We start from the raw sequence: 13,818 nt of genomic DNA, 5'->3' as shown, positions 1-13,818 counted from the left end.
CCGGTGTTCGTGTCTGTTCGGTGGATCAGGCTTCCTGGATGCGCCATGCGGTCTGCCGGTCCGACGCGTCCTGCTCGCGGAACTGGCGCGGCGACTGGCCGGTGGTGCGTTTGAACACCTTGGAGAAACCGAAGGCGTCCTGGTAGCCCACGGCCTGCGCCACCTGCTCCAGCGTCTGCCGCGTCTCGGCCAGCAGCTGCATGGCCTTCTGCATGCGCAGCGTGCGCAGGTGGTTCAGCGGCGTGTCGCCCATGGCGCTGCGAAAGCGCTCGGCCAGCGCCGAACGCGACAGGCCCACCTGCTGGCCCAGCTCGTCCAGCGTCCAGCCGTGGCCCAGGTTGCCGTGCATGAGGGTGAGCACCTGGCGGATCGGCCGGTCGGCGATGGCGTGGTGCCAGCCCGGCACGCCGGGGTTCTCGCGGGCGGCGATCTCGCGCAGCGCGAAGGCGAACAGCGCGTCCAGCAGTCCGTGGGTGGCCGAGGTCGCGCCCAGCGCCTGGTCGCCCAGCTCGCGGTCCAGCAGGCCCAGCGCCAGCGGCACCGCCGACAGCTGGGGCAGGCTGTGGCCGCGCACCACAAACCAGGGCGGCAGGCTGCGCAGGAAGGGGTGCAGCGGGTCGTGCCAGAGCTGGTAGGCGGCGCTGATGACCTGGGTGGGTGCGGCCGGGTCGCGGGCGGGCGGGCTGTCGTGCAAGCGGTCATGGTCGCTCTCGGCCAAGTCGCTGCCCACGAAGCGCGCGATCGGCACCGTGGTGCTGCGGGCGGGCGGCTCGCGGTCCAGCGAGAGCAGGTGCACGCAGCCGCGCGCCATCAGCACCAGGTCGCCGGCCTGCAGTTCCAGCGGCCCGTCCAGGTTGGGTGCGTGCACGAAGGCGCGGCCGCGCGTGACCGCGTGCAGGCCGAAGCTGCGTTCGCAGGGAAAACGCAGCGCCGCCTCGGGCGTGAGCCCGTGCAGGTCGAGCAGGCGCCGCCGCAACCCGGCGACATGGAGGATGTCTGAGAGTATGTCCATGGAGCGGTATTTTATGGACGATTAGACATGAATGTTGGAATTTCATGCATTCCAGTTCTGGCTCATCGGAAACACACTGGAGGCCTTCGCAACACACCACAGGAGATTTCCCATGACCACCACCCTCGTGACCGGCGCCAGCGGCCAGATCGGTTCCACCCTTGTTGACCTGCTGTCGGCCCAGGGCCAGACCGTGCGCCGCGCCACCAGCCGCGCGCCCTCCCAACCCGGCGAGGTGCAGGTCAACCTCGCCACCGGCGAAGGCCTGGCGGCCGCGCTGGCCGGCGTGGACCAGCTGTTCCTGATGGCGCCGCCCGGCTACGCCAACCAGCACGAGCTGCTGATCCCCGCCATCGACGCGGCCAAGGCGGCCGGCGTGCGCAAGGTGCTGCTGCTGTCCGCCATGGGCGCCAACGCCGACGACAGCATTCCGCTGCGCCGTGCCGAGCTGCACCTGGAGCGTTCGGGCCTGGCCTGGAACGTGATCCGCCCCAACTGGTTCATGCAGAACTTCCACACCTTCTGGCTGCACGGCATCCAGACCCAGGGCCAGATCTTCCTGCCGGTGGGCGCCGCCAAGGGCAGCTTCATCGACACCCGCGACATCGCCGCCGTGGCCGCGAAGCTGCTGTCGTCGGACGAGTTCGTCAACGCCGCGCACGACCTCACCGGCAGCGAAGCGCTGGACCATAACCAGGTGGCGGCCATCCTGTCCAAGGCCGCGGGCCGGACCATCGGCTACACCGACATCCCCGAAGACGCGATGCGCCAGGGCCTGCTGGGTGCGGGCCTGCCGGCCGACTACGCCGAGTTCCTGCTGGTGATCCTGGGTGCCTTCAAGGCCGGCTTTGCCGAGCGCACCACCGACGGCGTGCAGCGCATCACCGGGCGCGCGCCGATCCGCTTCGAGCAGTACGCGCAGGACTTCAAGGCGCACTGGGCCTGAAGGACCTGCGTCTGAAGGCCGGGGGTCGGAAATCCGTTTGCCGCCCGCAGAGGGTGGTCGGATTTCCGTTCGCGCCCGGGCCCTGAAGGCCGGTTTCAGGGCCACAAACCCGGTCTGGAGGGGCGGAACCGAGGGTTTACACCGACTGGCACGTCCCTTGCGCCATGGGCGGCACACTGCGCCCATGAAACCCCTTCGCCACCTCCCCCTTCTGCTGCTCCTGCCACTGGCCCTGACCGCGCGGGCCGAGCCCTCAGGCCTGCCGACGCTGGAGAAGATTTCGCGCACGGCCACCATCAGCCTGGGCCACCGCGAGTCCTCGGTGCCCTTCTCCTACTACGACAGCAAGCGCCAGGTGGTGGGCTATTCGCACGACCTGATGCTGGCGGCGGTCGAGCGCATCCGCCGTGAACTCAAGCTGCCCGCGCTGGCGGTCAAGCTGGTGCCGGTGACCTCGCAGAACCGGATTCCGCTGGTGCAGAACGGCTCGGTCGATCTGGAGTGCGGCTCCACCACCCACAACCGCGAACGCGCGCGCCAGGTGGCGTTCTCGGTGTCCATCTTCGTGACCAGCTCGCGCCTGCTCACGCGCCATGGCTCGGGCATCGAGGAGCTGGCCGACCTCAAGGGCCGCCGCGTGGCGGTGACCGCTGGCACCACCAGCGAGCGCTCGCTGCTGCTGCACGCCGAGGCCACCGGCACCCGCTTCGACATCCTCAAGGTCAAGGACCACGGCGACGGTTTCAACAGCGTGCAGGATGGCCGTGCCGCGGCCTTCCTGATGGACGAGGCCATGCTCTACGGCCTGCGCGCCAAGGCCGACCGGCCCGGCGACTGGCGCGTGGTCGGCCAGCCGATGGCGGCCGAGGTCTATGCCTGCATGCTGCGCAAGGACGACCCGCGCTTCAAGGCGCTGGTGGACCGCAGCCTGACCGAGCTGATGCAGTCGGGCGAGGCGCTGAAGATCTACCGCCGCTGGTTCCAGTCGCCGATTCCGCCCAAGGGGCTCAACCTCAACTGGCCCGCGCCCGAGGCGCTGCTGGAGCTGTACCGGTCGCCCAACGACCGGCCGCTGGGCTGAGCCGTCCATTCCTCCACCCTTCCACCAACAACACCGCCATGCCCCACACCCGGTCCCTCGCCCGTTGTGCGCTCGCCTTGCTGGCCGCCGCGCTGGTCCAGCCGTCGATGGCCGGCCCGGTGCTGGACCGCATCAAATCCAGCGGCACTGTGGTGATCGCCCACCGCGAATCGTCGGTGCCGTTCTCCTTTGTCGACCCGGACGGCAAGCCGGTGGGTTACGCGGTGGACCTGTGCCTGAAGCTGGTGGACGCGCTGCGCCGCCAGATGGCCGCGCCCGATCTGAAACCCCGCTTCGTGATGGTGACGCCGGCCAACCGCATCGCCATGATCGAAGAGGGCAAGGCCGACCTGGAATGCGGCTCGACCACCAACAACGCCGAGCGCCGGCAGAAGGTGGCTTTCACCGTGCCGCACTACATCGCCGGGGCGCGCTACCTCGTGCGGGCCGACAGCCCGGTCGCGGTGATCCGCGACTTCAAGGGCCGCACCGTGGTCTCGACCAAGGGCACCACGCCGCTGAAGGCCGTGGCGCAGGCCAACAACGAGTACCAGCTCGGCATCCGCGTGGTGGAAGCGCCGGACCATGCGCGCGCGGTCGACATGGTGGCCGCCGCCGAGGCCGACGGCTTCGCGATGGACGACGTGCTGCTCTACGGCCTGGTGGCCGGGCGGCCCGATCCCGGCAAGTTCAAGGTGGTGGGCAAGTTCCTGACCATCGAGCCGCTGGCCATCATGTTCTCGCGCAGCGACGCCGAGTTCAAGAAGCTGGTCGACGACGAGATGAAGCGCCTGATCCAGACGCGCGAGGCCCATGTGGTCTACGAGCGCTGGTTCCAGAAGCCCATCCCGCCGGCCAACCGCAGCCTCAACCTGCCCATGAACTACCTGCTCAAGGACTTCTGGAAGTACCCCACCGACCAGGTGCCGGGCTGACCTCCAGCGGTGATTCCCGTTTCCCCAACCCACTCGAAGGAGTAACCATGAAGAAGACCCTGTTGGCCGTGGCCGCCGTGCTCGCCGCCTCGACCGCAATGGCCCAGACCACCGACACGCTCAAGAAGATCAAGGACAGCGGCAGCATCACCCTGGGGGTGCGCGAGTCCTCCGGCCTGTCCTACACCATCGGCAACGGCAAGTTCGTGGGCTTCCACACCGAGATGGCCGAGCGCGTGATCGCCGACCTGCAGAAGCAGCTGGGCCTGGCCAAGCTGGAAGTGAAGTACCAGCCGGTGACCTCGCAGAACCGCATCCCCCTGGTGCAGAACGGCACCGTCGACCTGGAGTGCGGCTCGACCACCAACAACGCGGCCCGCCAGAAGGACGTGTCCTTCGCCGTGACCACCTACGTGGAAGAAGTGCGCATCGCCGTCAAGGCCAACTCGGGCATCAACTCCATCGCCCAGCTCAGCGGCAAGAAGGTCGCCACCACCACCGGCACCACCTCGGTCCAGACCCTGCGCAAGCACGAGCGTGCGACCAACGTGAACTTCGAAGAGGTGTTCGGCAAGGACCACGCCGACAGCTTCCTGCTGCTCGAATCCGGCCGCGCCGACGCCTTCGTGATGGACGGCTCCATTCTGGCCGCCAACATCGCCAAGTCCAAGAACCCGGCCGACTACAAGATCGTCGGCGAGGTGCTGTCGGTCGAGCCCATCGCCTGCATGCTGCGCAAGGACGACGCCGCCTTCAAGAAGGCCGTGGACGACTCCATCAAGAACCAGATCAAGGACGGCTCGCTGGCCAAGCTGTACGACAAGTGGTTCATGCAGCCGATCCCGCCGGCCAACGCCAAGATCGGCCTGCCGCTGTCGGAAGCCACCAAGGCGGCCTGGGCCACCCCCAATGACAAGCCGATGGAAGACTACGCTGTCAAGAAGTAAGGCCCCCACGCTCCGCCGCTGCGCGGGTCGCTGCCCCCCGAGGGGGCTGACCCGGCTTGGGGCGGCCCGGCGCCGGGTCGGTCACTCTCCGGCGTCGGGTTTGTTTTTTCTTCTGTTGAACCTGGGGATTCACCATGGCTACATGGGATTGGCAGGTGTTCTGCAAGGACACCATCGACGGTGAGGTCCGTCCGCGCTGCTTCGGCGAGGGTGGCGACATCACCTACCTGGACTGGCTGCTGTCGGCCTGGGGCTGGACGCTCTCCGTCGCTCTGTTGGCGCTGGTGGTCGCGCTGGTGGTCGGTTCGGTCATGGGCATCTTCCGCACCACGCCCAGCAAGGCGCTGGTGGCCATCGGCAACGCCTGGACCGAGCTGTTCCGCAACATCCCGCTGCTGGTGCAGGTCTTCCTCTGGTACCACGTGCTGCCGGCGCTGGTGCCCGCGCTCAAGAACTTTCCCAGCTTCATCCTGGTGGTGTTCGCGCTGGGCTTCTTCACCTCGGCGCGCATCGCCGAGCAGGTGCGCGCCGGCATCCAGAGCCTGCCCAAGGGCCAGCGCTACGCCGGCCTGGCCATGGGCCTGACACTGACCCAGACCTACCGCTACGTGCTGCTGCCGATGGCGTTCCGCATCGTCATTCCGCCGCTGACCAGCGAGAGCATGAACATCATCAAGAACTCGTCGGTGGCCTTCGCGGTGTCGATTGCCGAGCTGACCATGTTCGCCATGCAGGCGCAGGAAGAAACCTCGCGCGGCATCGAGGTCTACCTCGCCGTCACCGGCCTGTACTTCATCTCCGCCTTCGTCATCAACCGCATCGCCCTGTTCATCGAACACCGGGTGCAGGTGCCCGGCATGATCGGAGGCCACTGACATGAACCTCGACTTCTCCTTCCTGAACTGGGACGTGCTCACGGGCTTCGTGCTCAAGGGCCTGATCTTCTCGGTGCAGCTGACCCTGGTGGCCATGATCGGCGGCATCGCGCTGGGCACGGTGCTCGCGCTGATGCGCCTGTCGGGCAAGAAGTGGCTGGTGATGCCGGCCGCGTTCTACGTCAACACCCTGCGCTCCATCCCGCTGGTGATGGTGATCCTGTGGTTCTTCCTGCTGATCCCGCTGATGATCGGCCAGCCCATGGGCGCCGAGCTCTCGGCCATCATCACCTTCACGGTGTTCGAGGCGGCCTACTACTCGGAGATCATGCGCGCGGGCATCCAGAGCGTGCCCAAGGGCCAGGTCAACGCCGGCTACGCCGTGGGCATGACCTATGGGCAGACCATGCAGCTGATCGTGCTGCCGCAGGCCTTCCGCAACATGCTGCCGGTGCTGATGACGCAGACCATCATCCTGTTCCAGGACACCTCGCTGGTCTACGCCATCGGCGCCTACGACCTGCTCAAGGGCTTCGAGGTGGCGGGCAAGAACTTCAACCGCCCGGTCGAGACCTATCTGGTCGCCGCCGTCGTCTATTTCGTCATTTGTTTCTCGCTGTCGATGCTGGTGCGTCGCCTGCAGAAGAAGATCGCCATCATTCGCTGAGCGGCTGGAGAAGAACCATGATCGACATCAAGAACGTTTCCAAGTGGTACGGCAGCTTCCAGGTGCTGACCGACTGCACCACCTCCATCCAGAAGGGGGAGGTGGTGGTGGTCTGCGGTCCCTCGGGCTCGGGCAAGTCCACGCTGATCAAGACCGTCAACGCGCTGGAGCCCTTCCAGAAGGGCGACATCGTGGTCGACGGCATCAGCCTGGCCGACCCCAGGACCAACCTGCCCAAGCTGCGCAGCCGCGTGGGCATGGTGTTCCAGCACTTCGAGCTGTTCCCGCACCTGTCGGTGACCGAAAACCTGACGATCGCGCAGATCAAGGTGCTGGGCCGCAACGCCGACGAGGCCAAGACGCGCGGGCTGAAGATGCTCGACCGCGTGGGCCTGATGGCGCACAAGGACAAGTTCCCGGGCCAGCTCTCGGGCGGCCAGCAGCAGCGCGTGGCGATCGCGCGCGCGCTGTCGATGGACCCCATCGTCATGCTGTTCGACGAGCCGACCTCGGCGCTCGACCCCGAGATGGTGGGTGAGGTGCTGGACGTGATGGTGCAGCTGGCCAACGAGGGCATGACCATGATGTGCGTGACGCACGAGATGGGCTTTGCCAAGAAGGTCAGCCACCGCGTGATCTTCATGGACGCGGGCAAAATCGTCGAAGACTGCCGCCGCGACGAGTTCTTCGGCAACCCCGATGCCCGTTCGCCCCGCGCCAAGGACTTCCTCTCCAAGATCCTCCAGCATTGAACCCCGCCCAGGCCGCGCCATCCCCGCCCGCGAACGCGCCCGCTGACGCAGGCGCGGCTGTGCGTCCGGCCTCCGAGCGGGTGGGCTGGCTGGCGCGGCGGCTGCTGCTCTTGCTGGTCGGCGTGGCCCTGGTGTCGCTCACCGGCGCCGGCGTCTACCAGCACAGTTACGCCCAGGGTGAGCACAGCCTCAAGGCGGCCACCAACAGCCGGCTGGACCTGTTCGCCACGGTTGTCGAGGCGCGGGTGCGGCGCCTGGAGCCGGTGCCGGCCACCATCCAGCTCAACCCGGCGGTGCTGGCGGTGCTGCGCGCCCCCGATCCGGCCCGCGAGCGCGCCGCCAACGACTACCTGGCCCGGCTGAATGCCCACCTGGGCAGTGTGGCGGTCTACGTGCTCGATGTGCGCGGCGTCGTGCTGGCATCGAGCAACGTGGCCGAGCGCGACGACAGCCTGCTGGGCGAGGACGTGTCCTACCGGCCCTACTACCTGGAGGCGCTGGCCGGCCGTTCGACGCGCCACTTCGCCATCGGCAGCGGAGGCCAGGCGGGCTACTTCGCCTCGCACCCGATCTACGACGGCCCGCGCGTGCTGGGCGTGGCCGCCATCAAGATCGGCCTGGACGCGCTGGAGCAGACCTGGCCCATGCTGGCGGCGCCCGCCCTGGTGGCCGACGCCAACCAGGTGGTGATCCTGTCGTCGCAGCCGGCCTGGCGCTACACCTCGATGGCGCCGCTGCCGGCCGAGCGGCGGGTCGACCTGCAGCTGACGCAGACCTACGGCTCGCTGCGGCTGCCGCAGTTCCCCATCGACGTGCGGCTCTCCGTCGACGAGGACACGCAGGAGGTGCAGGGCTTCGTCTCGGGCGACGAGGCGCGCCACCGCGAAGCGCTGGGGGCCGGCAGCAACCGGGCCGGGCACCTGGTGCTGGGCCGCTCGCTCGACGGCATGGACTGGCGCGTGCTGATCTTCACCAGCCTCTCGGAGGTGCGCGACCAGGCCCTGGCCGACGGCGTGGGCGGCGCGATGACCGCGGCCTTCCTGATCCTGCTGGTGCTGTACTGGAGCCAGCGCCGCCGCATCGAACGCCAGAAGCTTGCGGCCAAGCGGCTGCTGGAGCAGGTCAACGCCGACCTGGAGCGCCAGGTCGGTCTGCGCACCCAGGAGCTCACCGACACCAACGAGCAGCTGCGCCGCGAGGTGGCCGAGCGCCAGCAGACCGAACAGACCCTGCGGTCGGCGCAGGACGAGCTGGTGCACGCCGGCAAGATGGCCGTGCTGGGCCAGCTGGCCGCCAGCATCACGCACGAACTGACCCAGCCGCTGGGCGGCATCCGCACGCTGGCGGGCAACGCGGCCGAGTTCATGCGCCGCGGCAACCACGCCGCCGCGCAGGACAACCTGTCCATCGTGGCGCGCCTGGTCGAGCAGATGGCGCGCATCATCGACCCGCTCAAGAGCTTCTCGCGCAAGTCCAGCGCCTCGCCCGGGGCCACCGACGTGGGCCGGGTGGTCGAGCAGGCGCTGTTCCTCTACCAGCTGCGCGTGCGCCACGACCAGGTGCGGGTGGACAACCGCTGCGCACCGGGCCAGTGGACCGCCTGGTGCGACGCCAACCGGCTGGAGCAGGTGCTGGTGAACCTGGTCGGCAACGCGCTGGACGCCATGCGCGACGCCGACCCGCGCGTGCTCACGCTGAGCGCCGAGCGCTGCGAGGTGGCCGGTGTGCCGATGGTGGCGCTGACGGTGCGCGACAGTGGCAAGGGCCTGAGCGAGACCGACCAGCGGCGCCTGTTCGAACCCTTCTACACCACCAAACCCAGCGGCGCGGGCCTGGGCCTGGGCCTGGCGATCTGCCGCGACCTTGCCGCAGAATTCGGGGGCGACCTGCAGGCCCACAACCATGCCGATGGCGGCGCCTGCTTCGTGCTCACGGTCCCCGTGGGTCCCGCCCCCGACACCGCGAAAGACACCCCATCCCGATGAACCGCAACCTCACCGTGTTCCTGGTCGAGGACGACACGGACCTGCAGCTGGGCTGCGTGCAGGCCCTGCAGCTGGCCGACATCGCCGTGCGCGCCTTCGACTCGGTCGAGGCCGTGCTGTCGCACCTGAGCCCCGGCATGGCCGGCGTGGTCGTGACCGACATGCGCCTGCCCGGCGCCGACGGCCTCTCGCTGATCGCCGAGGCGCACGACCTCGACCCCGACCTGCCCGTCATCATGATCACCGGCCACGGCGACGTGAACCTGGCGGTGCAGGCCATGCGCAGCGGCGCCTACGACTTCATTCCCAAACCGTTTTCGCCCGAGCAGCTGGTCGAGGTGGTGCAGCGCGCGCTGGACAAGCGCCGCCTGACGCTGGAGGTGGCGAACCTGCGCCGCGCGCTCACGCTCAGCGAGGGCCTGGAAGGCAAGCTGGTCGGCCACGCGCCCGCCATCGCCCGCGTGCGCCAGCTGATCACCGAGATCGCCGATTCGCCGGTGGACGTGCTGATCCGCGGCGAGACCGGCACCGGCAAGGAGGTGGTGGCGCGCGCCCTGCACGACCACTCGCGCCGCCGCGATGCACCGTATGTCGCGCTCAACTGCGGCGGCCTGCCCGACAGCCTGCTCGACAGCGAACTGTTCGGCCACGAGCCGGGCGCCTTCACCGGCGCGCAGAAACGCCGCATCGGCCGCATCGAACACGCCAACGGCGGCACCCTGTTCCTGGACGAGCTGGAGAGCATGCCGCTGGGCGTGCAGGTCAAGCTGCTGCGCGTGCTGCAGGAGCGCTGCATCGAGCGCCTGGGTTCGAACCAGAGCATCCCGGTGGACGTGCGCGTGGTCGCCGCCACCAAGGACGACCTCCTGGCGCGCGCGCAGCAGGGCAGCTTCCGCGCCGACCTGGTCTACCGGCTGAACGTGGTCAACATCGAGCTGCCGGCGCTGCGCGAGCGGCGCGAGGACATCCCCATGCTGCTGGAGCACTTCATGCTGCTGGCGGCCAGCCGCTACGGCCGGCCCGAACCGCGCCTGCCCGCGGCGCAGCTGCGCCAGCTGATGGCGCGCGACTGGCCGGGCAATGTGCGCGAACTGCGCAACGTGGCCGACGCGCTGGTGCTGGGCGTGGGGCCCCAGTGGGTGTCGCCGCACGCGGCGCCGTCGGGCGAGCCGGGGACGGACGGGGAGCCCGGTCTGGCCGAGACGGTCGACCAGTTTGAGCGCAGCCTGATCGCCGACGCGCTGGAGCGCCACAGCGGCAACGTGGGCCAGACCGCCAAGGCCCTGCGGCTGCCCAAGACCACGCTGGTGGACAAGATCCGCAAGCACGGACTGGGCAAGGGCGGCCCCGGCGCGGGCTGAACCGGCGCGGGCGTTGGGCGCTCGGTCACTCCATCCGGACCCAGCCCGCGTCCTGCCGGTGGCTGCGGAGCACCGCCTCGATGAAGGCCATGCCCTCCAGCCCGTCCGCCAGCCCCGGAAAATCTGCACTGCTGTCGCCGCGCCAGGCCCGGGCGAAGTTGCGGTACAGCTGGGCGAAGGCCTCGAGATAGCCTTCCGGGTGCCCGGCGGGCACGCGCTGGTCTCCCGGCTGGGTCTGCGTCTGTGGTGGCAGGCCCCGGCGCAGCAGCCGGGCGGGTTCACCCCGGGGCGCCAGCCAGAGCTGCTCGGGCTGTTCCTGATCGAAGTGCAGCGAGGCGCGGGTGCCGTACACCCGCAGGCGCAGCGCGTTGCTGGCGCCGCTGGCCACCTGGCTGGCCCACAGCATGCCCCGCGCGCCGCCGTCGAAGCGCAGCATGGCTTGCACGTGGTCGTCGAGCACGCGGCCCGGAACGAAGCGGGTGAGTTCGGCCGACAGCTCCTGCACGCGCAGCCCGCTGACATGGCGCGCCAGGTGGTAGGCGTGGGTGCCGATGTCGCCCAGCGCACCGGCGGGGCCGGCCCGCAGCGGGTCGGCGCGCCACTCGGCCTGCTTGTTGCCCTGCTGCTCGGCCGGCTCGCCCAGCCAGTCCTGGGCGTATTCGACCTGCACGATGCGCAGCTCGCCGAGCTCGCCCGCGGCCACCAGGTCGCGCGCCTGCCGCACCATGGGGTAGCCGGCGTAGGTGTGCGTCAGCAGGAACAGCAGGCCGCGCTCGCGCACCGCCTCGGCCAGCGTCCGGGCTTCCGCCAGGGATGTGGCCAGCGGCTTGTCGCAGATGATGTGGATGCCCTGTTCGGCGAAGGCCAGCGCCACCGGCACGTGCAGGTGGTTGGGCGTGACGATGGCCACGGCGTCGATCCCGTCGGGGCGCTGCGCCTCGGCGCGCGCCATCTCGGCGTAGTTGGCGTAGCTGCGTTCGCGCGGGATGTGCAGCGCCGCCGCGCTGGCGTGCGCGCGCTCCGCCGTGGACGACAGGGCGCCGGCCACGAGCTCGAACTGGTCGTCCAGCCGCGCGGCGATGCGGTGTGCGGCGCCGATGAAGCTGCCTTCGCCGCCCCCCACCATGCCCAGGCGGATGCGGCGCCGGGACCGGTCGCCGGTGTCGTGGTCGTTCATGGTTGCAGGCCCAGCAGGGTCGCGAGCGTGCCGGGGTCTCCCGCGCTCGCGGCGAAGTCGTCGAAGGCCCGGTCGGCCACGCGGATGATGTGGTCGCGGATGAAGGCGGCGCCTTCGCGCGCGCCGTCTTCCGGGTGCTTGAGGCAGCACTCCCATTCCAGCACCGCCCAGCCCGCGTAGTCGTGCTGCGCCATCTTCGAGAAGATGGCCTTGAAGTCGATCTGCCCGTCGCCCAGCGAGCGGAAGCGGCCGGCGCGGTCCACCCAGTCGCTGAAGCCGCCGTATACGCCCTGCCGGCCGCTCGGCCGGAACTCGGCGTCCTTGACGTGGAAGGCGCGGATGCGCTCGTGGTAGTGGTCGATGAAGGCCAGGTAGTCGAGCTGCTGCAGCACGAAGTGGCTGGGGTCGTAGAGGATGTTGGCGCGCGGGTGCTGGCCCACGGCGTCGAGGAAGCGCTCGAAAGTCACGCCGTCGTGCAGGTCCTCGCCGGGGTGCAGTTCGTAGCAGACGTCCACGCCCGCGTCGTCGAAGGCGTCGAGCACCGGGCGCCAGCGCTTCGCGAGTTCTTCGAACGCGGCCTCCACCAGGCCGGGCGGGCGCTGCGGCCAGGGGTAGAGGTAGGGCCAGGCCAGCGCGCCCGAGAACGAGGCATGGGCCTTCAGGCCGAGCCGCTTCGAGGCCTTGGCGGCAAGCAGCAGCTGCTCGTGCGCCCACGCCGTGCGGGCGGACGGGTTGCCGCGCACCTGCGGCGCGGCGAAGGCGTCGAACTGCAGGTCGTAGGCCGGGTGCACGCAGAGCAGCTGGCCTTGCAGGTGGGTCGAGAGCTCGGTCACCTGCAGGCCGTGCGCGGCGAGCAGGCCCGTCACCTCGTCGCAGTACGCGTTGCTTTCCGCGGCGCGCTCCAGATCGAAGATGGCCGGGTCGCTGGTCGGGATCTGCAGCCCTTGGTAGCCCAGCGAGGCGGCCCAGCCGGCCAGGCCCTCCAGCGTGTTGAAGGGCGCGGCCGGGCCGATGAACTGGGCCAGGAAGATCCCGGGTCCCTGGATGGTTTTCATGTGGGGTCCTCCTGGCGAGCGCGGCCTCAGAACGGGCTGTCGGGGAAGTAGAAGTCCTTGGCGTTCTGCTTGGTGATCAACACCGAAGGAACGATGGTCGTGGCCGGCAGCTTCTCGCCCTTCTGGCGCGCCAGCGCGGTCATCTTGATGGCGTCGTAGAGGAACTTGGGCGAGTACGACACGTTGGCCTGGATCAGCGGGTTGCTGCCGTCCATGAGCGTCTTGACCATGGCTTTGGCGCCGGCGCCGCCGAACACGATCTTGATGTCCTTGCGCTTGGCCTGCTCGATGGCGCGCAGCACGCCGAAGGCCATGTCGTCGTCGGCCGCCCACACCGCGTCGATCTCCTTGAAGCGGGTCAGGAAGTCCTGCATCACCTTGAAGGCGTCGTCGCGGTTCCAGTTGCCGTGCTTGGCGTCCAGCACCTTGATGCCCGGGTGGTTCTTCATCACCGCGTTGAAGGCGTCCATGCGCTCGTTGTCGATGGTGGTCGGGATGCCGCGCAGCGCGACGATGTTGCCCTTGCCGTTGAGGGCCTTGGCCAGGTACTCGGCCGGCACCTTGCCGAAGGCGGTGTTGTCGCCGGACACATAGGCGTCCTGTGCGCTGGTGTCGGTCAGGCCGCGGTCGACCACGGTGACGTACACCCCCTTGGACTTCACCTGCTGCACCGGGCGCGTGAGCGCGGCCGATTCGAAGGGCAGGACCACCAGGGAATCGATCTTGGTCGCGGTGACCAGGTCCTGCAGCTGGTTGGCCTGCTCGGGCGCGCCGCTGGCGGTCTTGATCGTGACCTTGATGTTCGGGTCCTTTTCCAGCTCCTTCTTGGCCTCGTTGGCCCAGTACACCAGGCCGGCGGCGAAGCTGTGGGTGGCGGCCGGGATGGCCACGCCCAGGTTCACCTTGTTCTGGGCCTGTGCCAGCAGCGGGCTGGCCAGGCCGACGGCGGCCACGGCGGCCAGTGCGTGCAGGCGGATGCGGTTCTTCATGCTTGTCTCCTTGAGGGTGGTGCTGACAGAAAAGCG

General features: G+C 69.1%; 13 protein-coding genes. 9 read left to right on the top strand and 4 right to left on the bottom strand.

Annotation, left to right across the window (positions count from 1 at the left end):
* Positions 1-25: 25 nt before the first annotated feature.
* A complete protein-coding gene (locus tag DD542_RS01215) occupies positions 26-1,012 on the bottom strand; it encodes an AraC family transcriptional regulator (protein ID WP_127803200.1) in 987 nt (328 codons plus the stop codon).
* 112 nt (positions 1,013-1,124) lie between these two features.
* On the opposite strand from DD542_RS01215, the gene DD542_RS01210 reads away from it, so the two are divergent.
* The 9 genes from DD542_RS01210 (at position 1,125) to DD542_RS01170 (ending at position 10,561) form a co-directional block, all read left to right on the top strand.
* Positions 1,125-1,958, top strand: a complete 834-nt coding sequence (locus DD542_RS01210) for an SDR family oxidoreductase (RefSeq protein WP_164868313.1) — start codon at positions 1,125-1,127, stop codon at positions 1,956-1,958.
* A gap of 184 nt (positions 1,959-2,142) precedes the next feature.
* Positions 2,143-3,039 (top strand): transporter substrate-binding domain-containing protein, encoded by an 897-nt coding sequence (locus DD542_RS01205; protein WP_127803196.1) that lies wholly within the window; start codon positions 2,143-2,145, stop codon positions 3,037-3,039.
* 38 nt (positions 3,040-3,077) lie between these two features.
* Positions 3,078-3,974 carry an amino acid ABC transporter substrate-binding protein gene (locus DD542_RS01200; RefSeq protein ID WP_127803194.1) on the top strand — a complete coding sequence of 299 codons (897 nt, stop codon included), beginning with the start codon at positions 3,078-3,080 and terminating at the stop codon, positions 3,972-3,974.
* 47 nt (positions 3,975-4,021) lie between these two features.
* Positions 4,022-4,921, top strand: coding sequence for an amino acid ABC transporter substrate-binding protein (locus DD542_RS01195; RefSeq protein ID WP_127803192.1), 900 nt, complete (start codon positions 4,022-4,024; stop codon positions 4,919-4,921).
* A gap of 134 nt (positions 4,922-5,055) precedes the next feature.
* Positions 5,056-5,796 (top strand): amino acid ABC transporter permease, encoded by a 741-nt coding sequence (locus DD542_RS01190; protein WP_079364666.1) that lies wholly within the window; start codon positions 5,056-5,058, stop codon positions 5,794-5,796.
* Between the two features lies 1 nt (position 5,797).
* Positions 5,798-6,463, top strand: a complete 666-nt coding sequence (locus tag DD542_RS01185) for an amino acid ABC transporter permease (RefSeq protein ID WP_066156342.1) — start codon at positions 5,798-5,800, stop codon at positions 6,461-6,463.
* Between the two features lie 17 nt (positions 6,464-6,480).
* Entirely contained in the window at positions 6,481-7,215 is a 735-nt protein-coding gene (locus DD542_RS01180; RefSeq protein ID WP_066156343.1) for an amino acid ABC transporter ATP-binding protein, read from the top strand.
* Complete coding sequence (locus DD542_RS01175; protein ID WP_127803190.1) at positions 7,212-9,200, top strand: ATP-binding protein; 1,989 nt, start codon at positions 7,212-7,214, stop codon at positions 9,198-9,200. Before DD542_RS01180 ends, DD542_RS01175 begins: the two co-directional genes overlap by 4 nt.
* Entirely contained in the window at positions 9,197-10,561 is a 1,365-nt protein-coding gene (locus DD542_RS01170) for a sigma-54 dependent transcriptional regulator (protein WP_127803188.1), read from the top strand. The genes DD542_RS01175 and DD542_RS01170 overlap by 4 nt, the downstream gene beginning before the upstream one ends.
* Before the next feature lie 25 nt (positions 10,562-10,586).
* Here DD542_RS01170 and DD542_RS01165 read toward each other — a convergent pair whose 3' ends face one another.
* Genes DD542_RS01165 through DD542_RS01155 form a run of 3 tightly spaced genes read right to left on the bottom strand, consistent with a single transcriptional unit; the run spans position 10,587 to position 13,782 of the window.
* Positions 10,587-11,738: a Gfo/Idh/MocA family oxidoreductase gene (locus tag DD542_RS01165; RefSeq protein ID WP_127803186.1), complete on the bottom strand. Its 1,152-nt coding sequence runs from the start codon at positions 11,736-11,738 to the stop codon at positions 10,587-10,589.
* A complete protein-coding gene (locus DD542_RS01160; protein ID WP_127803184.1) occupies positions 11,735-12,793 on the bottom strand; it encodes a sugar phosphate isomerase/epimerase family protein in 1,059 nt (352 codons plus the stop codon). Before DD542_RS01160 ends, DD542_RS01165 begins: the two co-directional genes overlap by 4 nt.
* Positions 12,794-12,819: 26 nt before the next feature.
* Positions 12,820-13,782, bottom strand: coding sequence for a substrate-binding domain-containing protein (locus DD542_RS01155; RefSeq protein ID WP_127803182.1), 963 nt, complete (start codon positions 13,780-13,782; stop codon positions 12,820-12,822).
* Between the last annotated feature and the right edge of the window lie 36 nt (positions 13,783-13,818).

Source organism: Hydrogenophaga sp. NH-16 (genome assembly GCF_004006415.1).
GTDB classification, from domain to species: Bacteria; Pseudomonadota; Gammaproteobacteria; order Burkholderiales; family Burkholderiaceae_C; genus Hydrogenophaga; species Hydrogenophaga pseudoflava.
The sequence above is the reverse complement of the archived record's forward strand: the minus strand, read 5'-3'. Positions and strand labels throughout refer to the sequence as shown.

Coding starts and splice junctions, on each gene's coding strand:
- DD542_RS01160 (WP_127803184.1), bottom strand. CDS start 12,793: ATGAAAACCATCCAGGGACCCGGGATCTTCCTGGCCCAGTTCATCGGC.
- DD542_RS01190 (WP_079364666.1), top strand. CDS start 5,056: ATGGCTACATGGGATTGGCAGGTGTTCTGCAAGGACACCATCGACGGT.
- DD542_RS01195 (WP_127803192.1), top strand. CDS start 4,022: ATGAAGAAGACCCTGTTGGCCGTGGCCGCCGTGCTCGCCGCCTCGACC.
- DD542_RS01170 (WP_127803188.1), top strand. CDS start 9,197: ATGAACCGCAACCTCACCGTGTTCCTGGTCGAGGACGACACGGACCTG.
- DD542_RS01210 (WP_164868313.1), top strand. CDS start 1,125: ATGACCACCACCCTCGTGACCGGCGCCAGCGGCCAGATCGGTTCCACC.
- DD542_RS01215 (WP_127803200.1), bottom strand. CDS start 1,012: ATGGACATACTCTCAGACATCCTCCATGTCGCCGGGTTGCGGCGGCGC.
- DD542_RS01180 (WP_066156343.1), top strand. CDS start 6,481: ATGATCGACATCAAGAACGTTTCCAAGTGGTACGGCAGCTTCCAGGTG.
- DD542_RS01205 (WP_127803196.1), top strand. CDS start 2,143: ATGAAACCCCTTCGCCACCTCCCCCTTCTGCTGCTCCTGCCACTGGCC.
- DD542_RS01185 (WP_066156342.1), top strand. CDS start 5,798: ATGAACCTCGACTTCTCCTTCCTGAACTGGGACGTGCTCACGGGCTTC.
- DD542_RS01200 (WP_127803194.1), top strand. CDS start 3,078: ATGCCCCACACCCGGTCCCTCGCCCGTTGTGCGCTCGCCTTGCTGGCC.
- DD542_RS01155 (WP_127803182.1), bottom strand. CDS start 13,782: ATGAAGAACCGCATCCGCCTGCACGCACTGGCCGCCGTGGCCGCCGTC.
- DD542_RS01165 (WP_127803186.1), bottom strand. CDS start 11,738: ATGAACGACCACGACACCGGCGACCGGTCCCGGCGCCGCATCCGCCTG.